This window comes from Citrobacter sp. Cpo032, from assembly GCF_030332975.1.
GTDB lineage: Bacteria > Pseudomonadota > Gammaproteobacteria > Enterobacterales > Enterobacteriaceae > Citrobacter > Citrobacter portucalensis.
Genome location: NZ_JAOWGU010000044.1, coordinates 167,514 through 183,743, shown reverse-complemented (window position 1 = coordinate 183,743; position 16,230 = coordinate 167,514). Strand labels below are relative to the sequence as shown.

13 protein-coding genes are annotated in these 16,230 nt (G+C 52.4%); 5 read left to right on the top strand and 8 right to left on the bottom strand.

Translation table 11 applies throughout. The features are described 5' to 3' along the window. The first annotated feature begins 18 nt into the window (after nt 1-18). Together OGY33_RS12015 and OGY33_RS12010 are read left to right on the top strand one after the other, a co-directional pair. Nucleotides 19-561, top strand: coding sequence for a YfaZ family outer membrane protein (locus tag OGY33_RS12015; protein WP_048215871.1), 543 nt, complete (start codon nt 19-21; stop codon nt 559-561). A gap of 79 nt (nt 562-640) precedes the next feature. Further along, nucleotides 641-1,837 (top strand): nicotinamide mononucleotide deamidase-related protein YfaY, encoded by a 1,197-nt coding sequence (locus tag OGY33_RS12010; protein ID WP_149607663.1) that lies wholly within the window; start codon nt 641-643, stop codon nt 1,835-1,837. A gap of 38 nt (nt 1,838-1,875) precedes the next feature. On the opposite strand, the gene OGY33_RS12005 is transcribed toward OGY33_RS12010, so the two are convergent. The 4 genes from OGY33_RS12005 to glpA all read right to left on the bottom strand — a co-directional run bounded on the left by OGY33_RS12005 (nt 1,876) and on the right by glpA (nt 7,053). After that, the gene (locus tag OGY33_RS12005) at nt 1,876-2,805 is read right to left on the bottom strand and encodes an Rpn family recombination-promoting nuclease/putative transposase (RefSeq protein WP_048215873.1); all 930 of its coding nucleotides are present in this window, start codon (nt 2,803-2,805) and stop codon (nt 1,876-1,878) included. A 183-nt stretch (nt 2,806-2,988) separates the two neighbouring features. After that, on the bottom strand, nt 2,989-4,179 hold the full coding sequence (glpC, locus tag OGY33_RS12000) for an anaerobic glycerol-3-phosphate dehydrogenase subunit GlpC (RefSeq protein WP_048224697.1): 1,191 nt from the start codon (nt 4,177-4,179) through the stop codon (nt 2,989-2,991). Continuing rightward, a complete protein-coding gene (gene glpB / locus OGY33_RS11995; protein WP_103014185.1) occupies nt 4,176-5,435 on the bottom strand; it encodes a glycerol-3-phosphate dehydrogenase subunit GlpB in 1,260 nt (419 codons plus the stop codon). Before glpB ends, glpC begins: the two co-directional genes overlap by 4 nt. Next, on the bottom strand, nt 5,425-7,053 hold the full coding sequence (gene glpA / locus OGY33_RS11990) for an anaerobic glycerol-3-phosphate dehydrogenase subunit A (protein ID WP_149607662.1): 1,629 nt from the start codon (nt 7,051-7,053) through the stop codon (nt 5,425-5,427). The genes glpB and glpA overlap by 11 nt, the downstream gene beginning before the upstream one ends. A gap of 270 nt (nt 7,054-7,323) precedes the next feature. Here glpA and glpT point away from each other — a divergent pair, with 270 nt between their 5' ends. Together glpT and glpQ are read left to right on the top strand one after the other, a co-directional pair. Continuing rightward, a complete protein-coding gene (gene glpT / locus OGY33_RS11985) occupies nt 7,324-8,682 on the top strand; it encodes a glycerol-3-phosphate transporter (RefSeq protein ID WP_048215877.1) in 1,359 nt (452 codons plus the stop codon). 3 nt (nt 8,683-8,685) lie between these two features. Beyond that, nucleotides 8,686-9,753: a glycerophosphodiester phosphodiesterase gene (gene glpQ / locus OGY33_RS11980; RefSeq protein ID WP_032944051.1), complete on the top strand. Its 1,068-nt coding sequence runs from the start codon at nt 8,686-8,688 to the stop codon at nt 9,751-9,753. Nucleotides 9,754-9,814: 61 nt separating this feature from the next. Here glpQ and OGY33_RS11975 read toward each other — a convergent pair whose 3' ends face one another. Continuing rightward, on the bottom strand, nt 9,815-10,693 hold the full coding sequence (locus tag OGY33_RS11975; protein ID WP_048234858.1) for a LysR family transcriptional regulator: 879 nt from the start codon (nt 10,691-10,693) through the stop codon (nt 9,815-9,817). 160 nt (nt 10,694-10,853) lie between these two features. Between OGY33_RS11975 and OGY33_RS11970 the strand changes: the two genes are divergently transcribed. Continuing rightward, on the top strand, nt 10,854-12,044 hold the full coding sequence (locus OGY33_RS11970) for an MFS transporter (RefSeq protein ID WP_032944048.1): 1,191 nt from the start codon (nt 10,854-10,856) through the stop codon (nt 12,042-12,044). Between the two features lie 3 nt (nt 12,045-12,047). On the opposite strand, the gene yfaE is transcribed toward OGY33_RS11970, so the two are convergent. The 3 genes from yfaE to nrdA all read right to left on the bottom strand — a co-directional run bounded on the left by yfaE (nt 12,048) and on the right by nrdA (nt 15,828). Then, on the bottom strand, nt 12,048-12,302 hold the full coding sequence (gene yfaE / locus OGY33_RS11965) for a ferredoxin-like diferric-tyrosyl radical cofactor maintenance protein YfaE (RefSeq protein ID WP_003027609.1): 255 nt from the start codon (nt 12,300-12,302) through the stop codon (nt 12,048-12,050). Then, the gene (gene nrdB / locus OGY33_RS11960) at nt 12,302-13,432 is read right to left on the bottom strand and encodes a class Ia ribonucleoside-diphosphate reductase subunit beta (RefSeq protein ID WP_003834668.1); all 1,131 of its coding nucleotides are present in this window, start codon (nt 13,430-13,432) and stop codon (nt 12,302-12,304) included. The genes yfaE and nrdB overlap by 1 nt, the downstream gene beginning before the upstream one ends. Nucleotides 13,433-13,542: 110 nt before the next feature. Further along, complete coding sequence (nrdA, locus tag OGY33_RS11955) at nt 13,543-15,828, bottom strand: class 1a ribonucleoside-diphosphate reductase subunit alpha (protein ID WP_048215880.1); 2,286 nt, start codon at nt 15,826-15,828, stop codon at nt 13,543-13,545. Between the last annotated feature and the right edge of the window lie 402 nt (nt 15,829-16,230).

The following is a 16,230-nucleotide window of genomic DNA, read 5'->3' as shown; positions in this document are numbered from 1 at the left end:
TGCTGGAAAGGATAGAAAATGAAAAAAAGTTTAATGTTGGGTTTTGCCGGAATGCTGTTTGTTTCCGCGTCGGCGAGCGCGATTAGCATCAGCGGCCAGGCTGGCGAAGACTACACCAACCTGGGATTCGGTATGGGCACTGAGAGTACTGGTCTGGCCGTCAGCGGTAACTGGATGCATAACGATGACGACGGTGATGTTGCCGGGCTGGGTTTAGGTTTGAATATCCCACTGGGGCCGCTGATGGCGACCGTTGGTGGTAAAGGTGTTTATACTAATCCAAACGATGGCGATGAAGGCTATGCTGCTGCTGTCGGTGGTGGTTTACAATGGCCAATTGGCGATAGCTTCCGTCTGTTTGGTGAGTATTATTACTCTCCTGATTCACTTTCCAGCGGTATCGACAGCTATGAAGAAGCGAATGCCGGTGCGCGTCTGACCATTATGCGTCCGCTGAGCATCGAAGCCGGTTATCGTTACCTGAACCTGGCAGGCAAAGACGGCAACCGTGATAACGCGATTGCTGATGGCCCGTACGTTGGGGTTAACGCTAGCTTCTAACATTTCTGGCGCGGCGTTCAGTCGCGCCTTCCCCCCTCCATGCGTTATAGTGTTTTCATCATAAAAGCAGGAGAACACGATGTTAAACGTGGAGATGCTATCCACAGGGGATGAAGTGTTGCACGGACAAATCGTCGACACCAATGCCGCCTGGCTGGCCGATTTTTTCTTTAATCAGGGTTTACCGCTAACACGCCGCAACACGGTAGGTGACAATCTTAACGATTTGGTCGCCGTTTTGCGTGAGCGTAGCGAGCACGCCGATGTACTGATCGTTAATGGCGGTCTAGGACCTACCAGCGATGATTTGAGCGCGCTGGCAGCGGCAACGGCAAAAGGCGAAGGGCTGGTGCTGCATGAAGCATGGCTGGCCGAGATGGAGCGATATTTCCGCGATCGTGGCCGCGTGATGGCGCCGAGCAACCGCAAACAGGCTGAACTTCCGGCCAGCGCTGAGTTTATCAATAATCCGGTGGGTACCGCGTGTGGGTTCGCCCTGAAGCTTAACCGCTGCCTGATGTTCTTTACACCGGGTGTACCGTCAGAATTCAAAGTCATGGTGGAGCATGAGATCCTGCCTCGTTTGCGTGAGCGTTTCTCTTTGGCTCAGCCCCCGTTATGCCTGCGATTAACCACCTTTGGCCGTTCTGAAAGCGACCTGGCGCAGAGCCTGGATCCGCTCCCGTTGCCACCGGGAGTGACAATGGGCTACCGCTCCTCAATGCCGATTATTGAGCTGAAGCTGACCGGGCCGGATTCCCAACGGGAAGCGATGCTGGCGCTGTGGCCAGAAGTTAAGCGGGTTGCCGGGCAGAATATGATTTTTGAAGGTACGGAAGGCTTACCCGCGCAAATCGCCCGCACGTTGCAAGAACGGCAATTCAGCCTGACGCTGAGCGAACAATTCACCGGTGGTCTGGTGGCATTGCAGCTTTCTCGTGCGAATGCTCCGTTATTGGCGAGTGAAGTGGTTCCGCCCCAGGAAGAAACGCTGGCGCAAACGGCGCATTGGATAACCGAGCGACGCAGCAAGCATTATGCTGGATTAGCACTCGCTATATCGGCTTTCGAAAACGAACATATTAACTTTGCGCTGGCCACGGCTGATGGGACACACGCCTTGCGCGTACGGCTGAATGCAAATCGCTACAGTCTGGCGATTCGTCAGGAAGTGTGCGCGATGATGGCGCTAAATATGCTGCGCCGCTGGCTTAACAATCTGGAAATCGCTAGCGAACACGGCTGGATCGAAGTGGTTGAGTCGTTGACGATTTAATCACAGATTGGGAAGGCTAAATGCCTTCCCAATCTGGCTCATGCGGTGGTATCGCCAGGCAATAGCCCGGTAATTAACTGAACTAAATCACGATCAATACCTTGTTCCAGCATTATGTGAGCGATACGTAAGGCTTCTTCTTGCGTACCTTTTTGCACCCCTTGTTCTAACCCTTGCTGTATCCCTTCTTGCAGTCCATTTTGGTGGCCTTCCTGCCTGAGCCTCTCTGCAATTGTCATCAGCTTCTCCTTGTGATGGGGGGATCGTTCGGCAACTTCGCGGATAAACTCACTGACGCGAGAAACGTCGCCGTACCGTATCAGGTAATTAAATAGCGTTTGTAGCTGGCTGTCATTAGCAGTGCTTGTAATTAATAGCGAGACCAGGCGGTCCACTAACCCCATTAAATCACGATCGCGGATATGTTTTTGCATCAACTCAAGCAGCGCAACCCCGCGATGCTGCGCGATTTCATCGTCAGGTATTACGGTAATGTCGACCAGCGGAAAAGCCTCTGAATACAGTTGTCGTGCCAGTTGCGGATTTTCAAATTCATCCAGCCAGTTGAGCGACCAGGGATAGGGACTTTGTTGACCGTGATAAAACAACATGGGGATCACCAGCGGCAGCGTTTTATTCCCGGCATCAAGATGATGCTGCATCGCCGCGGTGGCATAACGCATCAGGCGAAATGCCATATGCGGTACCGCGGTACTCTGATGTTCAATAACACAATAAATATAGCCCTGACCTTCGCGGGTTTTTAGTGACCACACTACGTCGGAGTAGTATGCGCGGAGATCCTGCTCGATAAAACTGGTGGACTCCAGCTTCAGCGTTTGTAAATCACATATCTCACGTAATGCGATGGGAAGGTGTATATCCAGAAAATCCCGAGCCATCTCAGGGTAAGACATTATCTTTTTAAAAACGGCATCATGCGGTATAGATGTAGTGGATTTAGCCATGGTAGTCCGTCACCAGAAAGAGAAGATGGCGTGACGGTATCCACTTTTAATATGCGCTGCATGCGGGAAATGTGTTCTTTGCGTGGGTGAATCAGAGATAAATACGTCCGACTGCAACGTATTCAATTAAGCGGAACGGACTACGCAAAAATGCCCGGTAGCAAATGCTACCGGGCAACAGAGTTAACCCAACGCTTTGGCAAGCAGGGTGATAGGATGTTCGCAGCTTTTGCTTGTAGACATCTCAATCTGCCATTTACAGGTTTCGCAGTCGGTGACGACGATATCAGCGCCGCTTTCTTCAATTTGGCGGAATAACGGTGCGCCAATAGACTGTGACGTCGGATAGTTTTCCTTTTTAAAGCCGTAAGTCCCGGCAATCCCGCAACACTGAGAATCCAGCACCGTCAGCTCCAGCCCTGGAATTTGTCGCAGTAGCTCCAGCGTATAGAGCGTCCAGCCCATTTTCTCCATGTGACATGGCGTGTGATAGACCACCTTCAGCGGCAGCGTTTTCAGCGGCAGCGTTTTACCTTCATCCAGCTTGCGCCATAGCCAGCGGGTTGCCAGTTCAATGTGTTCACGCAGGCCTGAGTTGTCGACATCCAGCACTTCCGGATATTCATCACGTAGCGCAAAGGTACAGGTTGATGAGGTGGCGATCACCGGAATGCCTTTGCCATCAATCGCCTCTCTGAGTGAGGCCACGTTGCTTACTGCCTGCTTACGCGCTTTATCGGTAAAACCGTTGGCAATCAGCGGCACGCCGCAGCATTTCTCTTTACTCAGCAGTTGCACGCCAGTACCCATCGCATTCAACACCTTGATCAGGTCTTTGCCGAGCTGGGGATGGTTGTAATTCACAAAACAGCCGTGGAAAAAGGCGACCTGATCCTGATACTGCGCCTGCTGTGCGGCAACGCTGCGATACCAGCGGCGGAAGGTGCCAAAGGAGTACTTCGGCAGCGTACGGCGATGATCGATTTTTAGCGCGTAATCCAGCAGTTGACGCACCGGTTTTAAAGAGGTGGCGGTATTCACTATTGGGGCGAAGGGGGTGGATACGCTACCCATTAAATCGGTATGGCTTAAGACAAAGTTACGCAACGATGGGCGCGTCGTGTCGTATTTGGCGCGCGCGCGCTGGATAATATCGCCGATTTTCACGTCTGACGGACAGGCCACTTCGCAGCGTTTACAGTTGATGCAGTATTTCAGCGCGTCGTCATATAGCGCGCCATCTTTCAGGCGCAGACGTTCACCGTCCGGGCCGGCCTGCTTAGGACCCGGGTAGCTCGGATTGACGCGGCTTACCGGGCAGGCGGTGGTGCACACCGTACATTTGATACAACTTTCAAAACGTGTGTCGCTCATTGCTGTCCTCCTGCACGTTTCGCAATATGATGCGCGGCATGTAAGGCGCTAACTGCGCACACGCCGCCTCCGCAACCCTGGGCGATAGGGTCGAATCCGCCGAGGACGGAACCAATGGCATACATGTTTTCTATCGTTTTTCCCGCCAGTGATGGGCGTAATGCGGAATCGGTAGTCACGCCAAACTGTTGCCACGGTTGTGGATCGAAAACATCACGCTGATACCACTCGGCGCGGGTAGCTGTTTGCTGTACATCCAGTCCCAGGATTGGTTCGTAGATTGCCTCACGCGTGGCGACCAGCCCGCTGCTGAAGAAACTGCCGCTGGCGAGCACGGCGAAACGTGGCCGCAAGGGGATATCGGCATGATTTCGGGTCCAGATTTCGCTGACCACGCCATCCTGACAGGTGATTTTTTTCACTTCATCACCCGGCATCCACACACCGCCCTGGCGCACAAACTGGCGCTGTAATTTGTTGTGCAAACGCATGCCCAGTACCGAAGGTGGTAGGGTCGGTAACAGTGTCAGAGAGCAGGGGAGGCGCTCGTTAAGCCACTGCCAGAGCCGCTCATCTGCCAGACCAAAGCATGCCGGCATGATTATCATGTCGCAGGTTTTTGCCATTGGCAGCAATGCGTCATAGAGCAGCGACCATTTATCTTCGTTATCCAGCAGGCGCGCAATATTAACGGCGCGAAACTCGGTTGGGTTATCACGCAGGACATCCAGCTCCGGTAGCTCGATTTCTGCTGTCTCGACGCTGAGATTGCGTTGGCGTAATGACGCCGCGGCGAGATGCGCCTGAAAATCCAGTAACCCGCTAATCCCTACAACGCAGATACGCTGTGCGGACAGAGGCCAGACCGGCACTTCCGGGGAACTTAACCAGGTTGAGCGCAGGGTGCCCAGCGGGGTAACACGTTGATGCGCCTGATGCACTTTGCCCTGCAAATGTGTTCCGCATTCTTCCAGCAAATTTTGCGCCTGCTGGGCCAGTTCCAGAACGTTCTGCGTTCCGATGGTGCTATACGGATGTGCGGGTGCCTGAGTGCGCAGCGCATTCAAACCCGCTTCTATATCCGTCACCGGTTGACCATCGGGTAAGCTGCTGAGCAAATCCAGTGAGCCGGAGGAAAAATGCAGGGCGCTTTGGCCGCGGGTAACAATCGTGCAGCGCAGTCCGCTTTTTTGCAGTTGCAGGCCACATAGCAGTCCGGCGAGGCCGCCGCCGATAATGACGGTATCAAATTTCATCCTGGTGCTCCTTTTCCAGACCACACAACCCTTGATAAACCCAGCGCGTGAATTCGCTTTCGCGCAGCGCATCTCCCCAGGCGATAGGCTGCACGCCTTTCCAGCGTTCGTTGAGGAAATCGGAAAGCTGGGTAATGGACTGCGCTGCGGTAGTGACATTAAAACGTTGCAGCAAACCTGCGGCGCGGCAGGCACACAATTCGCCCTGGCAGGTCCCCATTCCAACACGGGTACGGCGACGCAAATCGAGCAGGCTGTTGACGGTTAAATTCTCGACGGCGTATTGCACTTCGCCTGCGGTGACTGCTTCGCATTCGCAGACCAGGCTGCGGTGCTGACGGCCTTCGCTAAGCCACGCAGGGGTGCGATCGCCGTGACGGTAGACCGCCGAGCCGCGTAGTGGCGCGGGCAATGAGATCACGCGTTTAAGCGTATGCTCGGTAGATTCCTGTGAGCCAGGCAGCGCGGTGTCTGCCGTTGTGCAAGGCTGGGTATTGCCCAGCTTACGGCAAACGGCATCGGTGGCCCATTCCGCCATCAGGCGGTAGGTCATCAGTTTGCCGCCGGTAATGGTGATAAACCCTTCCAGTCCGTCACGTTCAGCGTGATCGAACAGTACAATCCCACGGCTGACGTTACGACCGCTTGGGTCGTCGTCGCTGGCCACCAGCGGGCGTACGCCGGAGTAGGCGCGTAAAATGCGCGTTTTCGCCATAATCGGCGCCAGCTTCTCGCCTTCACGCAGCAGAATATCGACCTCTTCTGCGGTGACGCGGTTGCTGTCGATATCGTCGTAATCAATGTGCTGTGAGGTGGTACCGATCAGTGAAATGGTATCGCCAGGCACCAGAATATCGGCGTCAGAAGGCTTACGGCAGCGGTTAATGACATGCTGGTTAATGCGATGATCCATAATCAGCAACGAACCTTTGGCCGGGAACATACGGATGCTCAGATCGGCATATTCCGCAATGCGTTGACCCCAGATCCCAGCGGCGTTGACGACAACCGGTGCATGCAGGGACTGCATTTCGCCTGTCAGATGATTGCGCACGTTAACGCCGCAAACCGTTGCGCCTTTGCGGATCAGTCCCGTCACTTCATGCGCCGTTAAGATAACCGCGCCATTCTCACGCGCATCCAGCATGTTAGCTGCTGTTAAGCGGAAAGGATCGACCGTGCCGTCTGGTACTTTTACTGCACCAATCAGCTGTGGATTCACAGAAGGTTCGATAATACGTGCCTGCTGAGGGTCAATCGCTTCTGCGCGAATCCCTGCCTCTTCACATGCGCGAATAAAGGTGGCCTGGAAGGACAGCTCATCCTCCGGCAGAGTAATAAACAGACCGTCCGTTGGCTCAACGCAATGACGGGCGATACGTTTCAGAATTTGGTTTTCGCTGATGCACTCACGGGCAGATTCAGCGTCGGTGACGGCGTAGCGTGCACCGCTGTGCAGCAGACCGTGGTTGCGCCCGGTCGCACCTGTGGCGATATCGTGGCGTTCCACTAAGATGACGCGCAACCCGCGCAGCGCACAGTCACGTGCGATCCCTGCACCTGTTGCTCCTCCACCAATGATAATCACGTCACTTGTTTGCGAGTCGCGAGTTTTCATTGTTTTTCCTCACAGTTCGTTTTTTATCATTTAGCCACATAAAAAAAATGGATTGTTTGATTTCGCGCATAATCGCTCATTATTCGAAAATGAAACGTGATTCCGTGCGCCTTTATGAACATTTGTCATAAATCTGTAACAATATGTGCTGCGTTTCACATTTTTGTTAGGTATCTTTCCTTAACATCGCGGCCACACTGGAAGCGGTAGGGTAGTAATGACGAACTGCAGTGTTTACTTCGAATGAAAGACGGCCACGGAGGCTACACTATGTTGAGTATTTTTAAACCAGCGCCACATAAGGCGCGTTTGCCTGCTACGGAGATCGATCCGACATATCGTCGATTGCGTTGGCAGATTTTCCTGGGGATTTTCTTTGGTTATGCCGCGTACTATCTGGTACGTAAGAACTTCGCCCTGGCGATGCCATATCTGGTTGAGCAGGGTTTCTCTCGCGGCGATCTGGGTTTTGCGTTGTCCGGTATCTCCATCGCTTACGGATTTTCGAAATTCATCATGGGGTCCGTTTCGGATCGCTCGAATCCGCGCGTTTTCCTGCCAGCAGGTTTGATTCTGGCTGCCGCAGTGATGTTGTTTATGGGCTTTGTGCCGTGGGCGACATCGAGCATTGCGATAATGTTTGTGCTGCTGTTCCTCTGCGGATGGTTCCAGGGGATGGGGTGGCCGCCGTGTGGTCGTACCATGGTGCACTGGTGGTCGCAGAAAGAACGTGGCGGTATTGTTTCCGTCTGGAACTGTGCGCACAACGTGGGCGGCGGTCTGCCTCCTCTGCTGTTCCTGCTCGGTATGGCCTGGTTCAATGACTGGAAAGCGGCGCTGTATATGCCTGCTTTCGGTGCGATTGTGGTTGCGCTGTTCGCCTTTGCGATGATGCGTGATACGCCGCAGTCCTGCGGCCTGCCGCCTATCGAAGAGTATAAGAACGACTATCCGGACGATTACAACGAGAAAGCGGAAGAAGAGCTGACTGCGAAGCAGATCTTCATGCAGTATGTACTGCCAAACAAACTGTTGTGGTACATCGCTATCGCCAACGTGTTTGTTTATCTGCTGCGCTACGGCATCCTGGACTGGTCACCGACCTACCTGAAAGAAGTGAAGCATTTCGCACTCGATAAATCATCCTGGGCCTACTTCCTGTATGAGTATGCGGGTATTCCGGGCACGCTGCTGTGCGGCTGGATGTCGGATAAAGTCTTCCGTGGTAACCGTGGTGCGACCGGCGTGTTCTTTATGACGCTGGTAACTATTGCGACCATCGTTTACTGGATGAACCCGGCAGGCAACCCGAACGTGGATATGGCTTGTATGATCATCATCGGCTTCTTGATCTACGGCCCGGTAATGTTGATTGGTCTGCACGCGCTGGAACTGGCACCGAAAAAAGCGGCGGGAACGGCAGCTGGCTTTACCGGTCTGTTCGGTTATCTCGGTGGTTCTGTGGCTGCGAGCGCCATTGTTGGCTACACCGTTGACTTCTTCGGTTGGGACGGCGGCTTTATGGTGATGATTGGCGGTAGCGTGCTGGCGGTTATCCTGCTGGTGGTCGTCATGATTGGCGAAAAACGTCATCACGAAGAGATGCAACTGAAACGTAACGGGGGCTAATAGATGAAAACTACATTGAAAAGTCTCAGCGTGGCGCTGATGCTCACAGGTATGGTGGTCAGCAGCGCGGCGGTTGCCGCAGATAAAATCGTGATTGCGCACCGTGGTGCGAGCGGTTATCTACCGGAGCATACGCTGCCAGCGAAAGCGATGGCCTATGCCCAGGGTGCGGATTATCTGGAGCAGGATTTGGTGATGACCAAGGATGACCATCTGGTCGTCCTGCATGATCATTATCTTGACCGCGTCACCGATGTTGCCGAGCGTTTCCCGGATCGGGCGCGTAAAGACGGGCGTTACTACGCTATCGACTTTACGCTGGATGAAATTAAATCGCTGAAATTTACCGAAGGCTTCGATATCGAAAATGGCAAAAAGGTCCAGACCTACCCAGGGCGCTTCCCGATGGGTAAATCTGATTTCCGCGTGCACACGTTCGAAGAAGAGATTGAGTTTGTTCAGGGATTAAATCATTCCACCGGTAAAAACATCGGTATTTACCCGGAAATGAAAGCGCCGTGGTTCCATCACCAGGAAGGGAAGGACATTGCGGCTAAGACGCTGGAAGTGCTGAAAAAGTACGGGTATACCGACAAGAACGACAAGGTCTATCTACAGTGTTTTGATGTTGCAGAGTTGAAGCGCATTAAAAATGAACTGGAACCGAAGATGGGGATGGATCTCAATCTGGTACAGTTGATTGCGTACACCGACTGGAATGAAACTCAGGAGAAAAAGCCGGACGGTAGTTGGGTTAATTACAACTACGACTGGATGTTTAAGCCGGGTGCCATGAAGCAGGTTGCGCAGTATGCGGACGGCATTGGGCCGGACTACCACATGCTGATTGATGAGAAGTCGAAGAAGGGCAATATCTCGTTAACTGGCATGGTGCAGGACGCACATCAGAATAAGATGGTGGTGCATCCTTATACCGTTCGCGCCGATCAACTGCCGGATTACACCACTGACGTAAACCAGCTGTATGACATTCTTTATAACAAGGCGGGCGTGGACGGGCTGTTCACCGACTTCCCCGACAAAGCAGTGAAATTCTTGAATAAAGAGTGATGGCGTAAGGCCTGTGATGCACCTCCGGTCACAGGCCTTAATGGATGAAACGTTTTAACTGCTAGATAAGGCCGTCTGCTGTCAACGTTTCCATACATGCCTGCAGGAGAAATAAAGGGCTGCCGTCCACCGGCGGCTCTTTTGCCAGTAAGGATATCTGTCGATAGAACGTCGGTTCCAGCGCGACTGAGCGTACTTTCCCACCAACCGCCTTCAGCGTTAATTCCGGTAATAACGCTATACCCAGCCCCTGACGAATAAAGCTCATCGCGGTATCCGGATGGTTAAACTCGTATTTAATGACCGGTTCAATTCCCTTCTCTTTAAATAGCGTCATGATGCTTAATTCATAGCGACCTTTGCTGATAATGAGCGGTTCTCCAACCAGTTGTTCCACTGAAATTGTGCTATTGGCCGCCAGCGGATGGCTTTCAGGAACTACAACGGTAAATTTGTCGCGATACACCGGTACGCAGTACATGCCATTTACCGGGAAATGCACAAATCCCGCATCGATGTCCCCACTGCGCAGGGAATCAACGATTGCCGTGCTGTTTTCTTCATAAGGGATAATTTTGATGTGCGGGTGATGCTGTTCGAAGTGGTGGATGATGCCGGGCAAAATACAGGCACAGGCGCTGGGAAAGCAGCCGATTCGCAGGGTTCTGGCCGGGTTTTGTCGCTCTTGCTCGGCAATCTCTTTCACCGCGTTGGTTTCAGACACGATCGTCCGCAGGTGTGAAACGATCCGACTCCCGGCCGGACTAAGTTGAATGTCTTTGCGGCGTTCGCGGATAAGAATATCAACCCCTAGCTCTTCCTCTAGCGCTGAAATTGCCTGGCTAACGGCGGATTGGGTCATGTACAGCCGCTTACTGGCTTCGGTAAAACCACCGTACTCAAGTACGGCAAGCAGGGCGTGGATCTGGGTTAATGTCATTAGTTCCCTCTAATCAACAATATTAAAACGATTAATTTCTCTAATATAATGGACCTGTTTATACTTGCGGTCTACCGTAAAATCACACTTCGACGCACCTGTCCGTAGTTCAGTTGAGCTGAGCGTTGCCTGCGTGCGCCGTCTGGACAGGTTGTCGAATATGAAAGAAAAACTGTGGACGAAAGATTTTTGGGCAATAACGATAATCAGCTTTATTATATTTTTTGTTTTTTATGTCCTGCTCACGCTGTTACCGATCTATATTTCGGATCGCCTGCATGCCACTCCAGATAAGGCCGGATTATTAGTCACCTTCTTTTTGGGGGCCGCAATTGTTGTGCGCCCGTTTGCGGGACAATGGGTAGGAAAATATTCGAATAAAACAATTCTGGTGCTCTCTTCTCTGGCCTTTTTGGTGGTCACTGCGCTGTATCCTGTTTGCCACTCAATTGAATCACTGCTGTTGATTCGGGTGCTTCATGGTGTAACGTTTGGCGTTATTACCACGGTAAAAGGAACGATTTCCGCGCGGTTGATACCGGCCTCCCGACGTGGGGAGGGCATCAGTTTTTTCTCGTTAGCCATGGGACTGGCAATGGTTGTGGGGCCGTGGGTAGGGCTGAACATGGCACGCTGGGAAGCTTTTACCACTGCATTCTGGCTGTGTAGCGCGGTTGCCGTACTGGGTATTATCCTGTCATTGATTGTCGCCGTACCGCCGGTTATCCGTCATGCTGACGGCTCAAAACCGAAGCTGGGATTTGCTGCAATGTTTGATCGCGCCGCACTGCCTTTCGCGATGGTGACGTTTTTCATGACCTTTTCGTACGCGGGCGTTTCCGCTTTTCTCGCACTGTATGCGCGCGAGCTCGATCTAATGGCCGCCGCCAGTAATTTCCTGCTGTGCTACGCCATTTGCCTGATGATCTGTCGAACCTTTACCGGCAATATTTGTGATAAAAAAGGGCCGAAATACGTGGTCTATCCGTGTTTGTTGGCCTTCACCGTCGGGCTGGTGGCGCTTGGCTATACTAACGGCAGCATTATGATGATTATTTCCGGTGGATTAATTGGCATCGGTTATGGTTCGGTCACACCCGTATTTCAGACACAAATTATTAGTTCGGTGGAACCCCATAAAATTGGTATCGCCAATTCGCTGTTTTTCAATGCGATGGATGCAGGAATGGCAATCGGCGCGTTTATCATGGGGATGATGGTTGAGGGTGTGGGATATCGGGCGATTTATCTGGTGGGTGCGCTGCTGGTGGTACTGGCCGGGGCGCTGTATATCATGCAGATGAAAAAACGCGGAGACGTGGTACTGGTCTCCGCGCATGAAGTTCACTAAACACTATAACTCTATTTCAATATCGCCTTTTGCCCGGCAACAGCACGGCAATATTTCACCGGGCTGAATGAAGGCCAGCGGTTCTGCAATCCAGTCAACCTGTCCCGCCACCAGGCGGGTACGGCAGGAGCCGCAGTATCCTTCACGACACTGATATTCGACTTCAACATCGTGCGACTCGAGCGCGGCAAGCAGGGAAGGGTGTTCATCCTGGCACAGCAACTGCGTGCCAGAGATGCGCAGAGTCACGCGGCCCATCAGAGCTGGAAGTTACTCAGATCGTCAGTATCGACTTCGGCATCGATCTGGCCGACCAGATAAGAGCTGACTTCCACTTCCTGCGGCGCAACCTGGACGTTATCGGACACCAGCCAGGTGTTGATCCACGGGATCGGGTTAGAACGTGTCTGGAATGGCAGATCGAGCCCAACAGCCTGCATACGGATGTTGGTGATGTACTCAACGTACTGGCACAGAATGTCTTTGTTCAGGCCAATCATTGAGCCATCACGGAACAGATAATCTGCCCACTCTTTTTCCTGCAGCGCGGCCTGTACGAACAGGTCGTAGCATTCTTGTTTGCACTCCTCGGCAATTTCCGCCATCTCCGGATCGTCCACGCCGCTGCGCAGCAGGTTCAGCATATGCTGAGTACCGGTCAGGTGCAGGGCTTCGTCGCGGGCGATCAGACGAATAATTTTCGCGTTGCCTTCCATCAGTTCACGTTCGGCGAAGGCGAAAGAGCAGGCGAAGCTGACATAAAAGCGGATCGCTTCCAGCGCGTTCACGCTCATCAGGCACAGATACAGCTTCTTCTTCAGCTCACGCAGGTTTACGACAACCGTTTTACCATTAACGGTATGCGTACCTTCACCGAGCAAATGCCAGTAGCTGGTCATCTCGATCAATTCGTCGTAGTAGCTGGAGATGCCTTCTGCGCGTTTCTGGATTTGCTCGTTGGTGACGATATCGTCAAACACCACCGCCGGATCGTTAACGATATTACGGATGATGTGGGTATAAGAGCGGGAGTGGATCGTTTCAGAAAACGCCCACGTTTCCACCCAGGTTTCCAGTTCAGGGATCGAGATTAACGGCAGCAGCGCGACGTTAGGACTACGTCCCTGAATGGAGTCCAGCAGCGTCTGATACTTCAGGTTGCTGATGAAGATATGTTTTTCATGTTCCGGCAATGCCTGGAAGTCGATACGATCGCGAGAAACATCGACTTCTTCCGGACGCCAGAAGAAAGAGAGCTGCTTTTCGATCAGTTTTTCAAAGATGTCATATTTTTGCTGATCGTAGCGGGCGACGTTCACCGGCTGGCCGAAGAACATCGGTTCCAGAAGCTGATCATTTTTCGTCTGTGAAAAAGTGGTGTATGCCATTGATGTGAATCCTGTCTGGAATGTACTGCCGGATGTGCTTTGCTTATCCGGCCTACAATACCGCGAATTAATTTGTAGGCCGGGTAAGCGCTACGCCACCCGGCAAAAGATTAAATCTTACATGCGCCGCTTTCGCAGCCATCGTCCTGAATGGACGGTACCAGATCGTCCTGAGAGTCTTCCGCACCGTCACGGGTGTTCTGATAATACAGCGTTTTGACACCAAATTTGTAGGCGGTGAGCAGGTCTTTCAGCAACTGCTGCATCGGTACTTTTCCGGACGGGAAGCGCGACGGATCGTAGTTGGTGTTGGCGGAAATCGATTGATCGATAAATTTCTGCATGATGCCTACCAGTTGCAGATAGCCGTCGTTGTTTGGCATTTCCCACAGCAGTTCGTATGCGTCGTGCAGGTGTTCGTAGTCCGGCACGACCTGACGCAGAATTCCATCTTTCGATGCTTTGATGCTCACGTAACCGCGTGGCGGTTCAATGCCGTTGGTGGCGTTGGAGATCTGCGAAGAGGTCTCGGACGGCATCAGGGCTGACAGCGTGGAGTTACGCAGACCGTGAGTTTTAATTGATTCGCGCAGGCTTTCCCAGTCGTAATGCAGGGACTCGCTGACGATAGCATCCAGGTCTTTTTTATAGGTATCAATCGGCAGAATGCCTTTCGCATAGGTAGTTTCGTTAAACCACGGGCATGCGCCTTGCTCTTTTGCCAGCTCGTTAGAAGCCTTCAGCAGGTAATATTGAATCGCTTCAAAGGTTTTGTGAGTCAGGTTATTGGCGCTGCCGTCAGAGTAGCGTTTACCGTTTTTCGCCAGCCAGTAAGCGTAGTTGATCACGCCAATGCCCAGCGTACGACGACCCATCGCACCGCGTTTGGCGGCCGGAATCGGATAATCCTGGTAATCGAGCAGCGCATCCAACGCACGTACCGCCAGTACGGCCAGCTCTTCCAGTTCGTCCAGACTTTCGATAGCGCCCAGGTTAAATGCGGACAGCGTACACAGCGCAATTTCGCCGTTTTCATCGTTAACGTCGGTCAGCGGTTTGGTCGGCAGGGCGATTTCCAGGCACAGGTTGGACTGGCGTACCGGCGCGACAACCGGATCAAACGGGCTGTGGGTGTTGCAGTGGTCAACGTTCTGAATGTAGATACGACCGGTCGAGGCACGTTCCTGCATCATCAGTGAGAACAGCTCAACTGCTTTCACGCGCTGTTTGCGGATGCTGTCGTCGTTTTCATATTGGGTGTACAGACGCTCGAACTCATCCTGATCGGCGAAGAACGCGTCATACAGACCCGGGACGTCGGACGGGCTGAACAGGGTGATGTCGCCGCCTTTCAGCAGACGGGTGTACATCAGTTTGTTGATCTGCACGCCGTAGTCCATGTGACGTACGCGGTTGCCTTCTACGCCACGGTTGTTTTTCAGGACCAGCAGGCTTTCAACTTCCAGGTGCCACATTGGGTAGAACAGCGTGGCTGCACCACCGCGTACGCCACCCTGAGAGCAGGATTTCACTGCGGTCTGGAAATGCTTGTAGAACGGAATACAGCCGGTGTGGAACGCTTCACCGCCGCGAATCGGGCTACCCAGCGCACGGATGCGACCAGCGTTAATGCCGATACCGGCACGCTGAGAAACGTATTTCACAATTGCGCTGGAGGTTGCGTTGATGGAGTCCAGGCTGTCGCCGCACTCGATTAGTACGCAGGAGCTGAACTGACGCGTTGGGGTACGCACGCCGGACATAATTGGCGTCGGCAGCGAGATTTTGAAAGTAGAAACGGCGTCGTAGAAACGTTTTACATATTGCAGACGTGTTTCACGCGGATAGTTAGAGAACAGGCAAGCCGCTACCAGAATGTAGAGGAACTGTGCGCTTTCATAGATCTCACCGGTAACACGGTTTTGCACCAGATATTTACCTTCCAACTGCTTCACCGCAGCGTAGGAGAAGGTCATATCACGGTCGTGTACGATGAACGAGTCCATCTGCTTGAACTCTTCTTCCGTGTAGTCTTCCAGCAGATGATTGTCGTATTTGCCCATTTCAACCATTTTCACGACATGGTCGAACAGCTTTGGCGGTTCAAACTCACCGTACGCTTTTTTACGCAGGTGGAAAATCGCCAGACGGGCAGCCAGATACTGATAATCCGGCGCTTCGCGGGAGATCAGGTCGGCGGCTGCTTTGATGATTGTTTCATGGATGTCGGAGGTCTTGATTCCGTCATAAAACTGAATGTGGGAGCGCAGCTCGACCTGAGAAATCGATACGTTATTCAGTCCTTCTGCCGCCCAATCCAGAACTCGGTGGATTTTGTCGAGATTGATGCGCTCTGTACTACCATCACGCTTTGTCACCAGCAGACTCTGATTCATGTGGTTTTTTACCTGTCCGTGAAAGAAAAAATATCCCCCATATTATCCACAGAGTCATGTTGTGACTAAGTCTGTGGATAAATACTATATGTAGGGGTTGTTTGATAAAATAGACGCTATATGGTGAGTATTCTAGTAGGGATTCTTTTCAGCACAAGAGTTGATTTTGAGGTTAAATTGAGGTTGCAAAAGGGTGATAATCGCTAAGTGCGCGTCTTATAAGGCCTGGCGGGGATGTCAATAATTGAGAAAAAAAATAGAAAATTTGATCGAGTGCTGATTTCTTCATCTAAGGCAAGGAAAGTTCTTATGATCTGGCACAGGATTTGTAGGCCTGATAAGTGAAACGTCATCAGGCATGGTTCCAGTAAGCATGCCGGATGGCGGCGTTGCACGCTTTAT

Coding starts and splice junctions, on each gene's coding strand:
- yfaE (WP_003027609.1), bottom strand. CDS start 12,302: ATGGGCCGCGTGACTCTGCGCATCTCTGGCACGCAGTTGCTGTGCCAG.
- nrdA (WP_048215880.1), bottom strand. CDS start 15,828: ATGAATCAGAGTCTGCTGGTGACAAAGCGTGATGGTAGTACAGAGCGC.
- OGY33_RS11970 (WP_032944048.1), top strand. CDS start 10,854: ATGAAAGAAAAACTGTGGACGAAAGATTTTTGGGCAATAACGATAATC.
- OGY33_RS11975 (WP_048234858.1), bottom strand. CDS start 10,693: ATGACATTAACCCAGATCCACGCCCTGCTTGCCGTACTTGAGTACGGT.
- OGY33_RS12010 (WP_149607663.1), top strand. CDS start 641: ATGTTAAACGTGGAGATGCTATCCACAGGGGATGAAGTGTTGCACGGA.
- nrdB (WP_003834668.1), bottom strand. CDS start 13,432: ATGGCATACACCACTTTTTCACAGACGAAAAATGATCAGCTTCTGGAA.
- glpA (WP_149607662.1), bottom strand. CDS start 7,053: ATGAAAACTCGCGACTCGCAAACAAGTGACGTGATTATCATTGGTGGA.
- glpT (WP_048215877.1), top strand. CDS start 7,324: ATGTTGAGTATTTTTAAACCAGCGCCACATAAGGCGCGTTTGCCTGCT.
- glpQ (WP_032944051.1), top strand. CDS start 8,686: ATGAAAACTACATTGAAAAGTCTCAGCGTGGCGCTGATGCTCACAGGT.
- OGY33_RS12005 (WP_048215873.1), bottom strand. CDS start 2,805: ATGGCTAAATCCACTACATCTATACCGCATGATGCCGTTTTTAAAAAG.
- glpB (WP_103014185.1), bottom strand. CDS start 5,435: ATGAAATTTGATACCGTCATTATCGGCGGCGGCCTCGCCGGACTGCTA.
- OGY33_RS12015 (WP_048215871.1), top strand. CDS start 19: ATGAAAAAAAGTTTAATGTTGGGTTTTGCCGGAATGCTGTTTGTTTCC.
- glpC (WP_048224697.1), bottom strand. CDS start 4,179: ATGAGCGACACACGTTTTGAAAGTTGTATCAAATGTACGGTGTGCACC.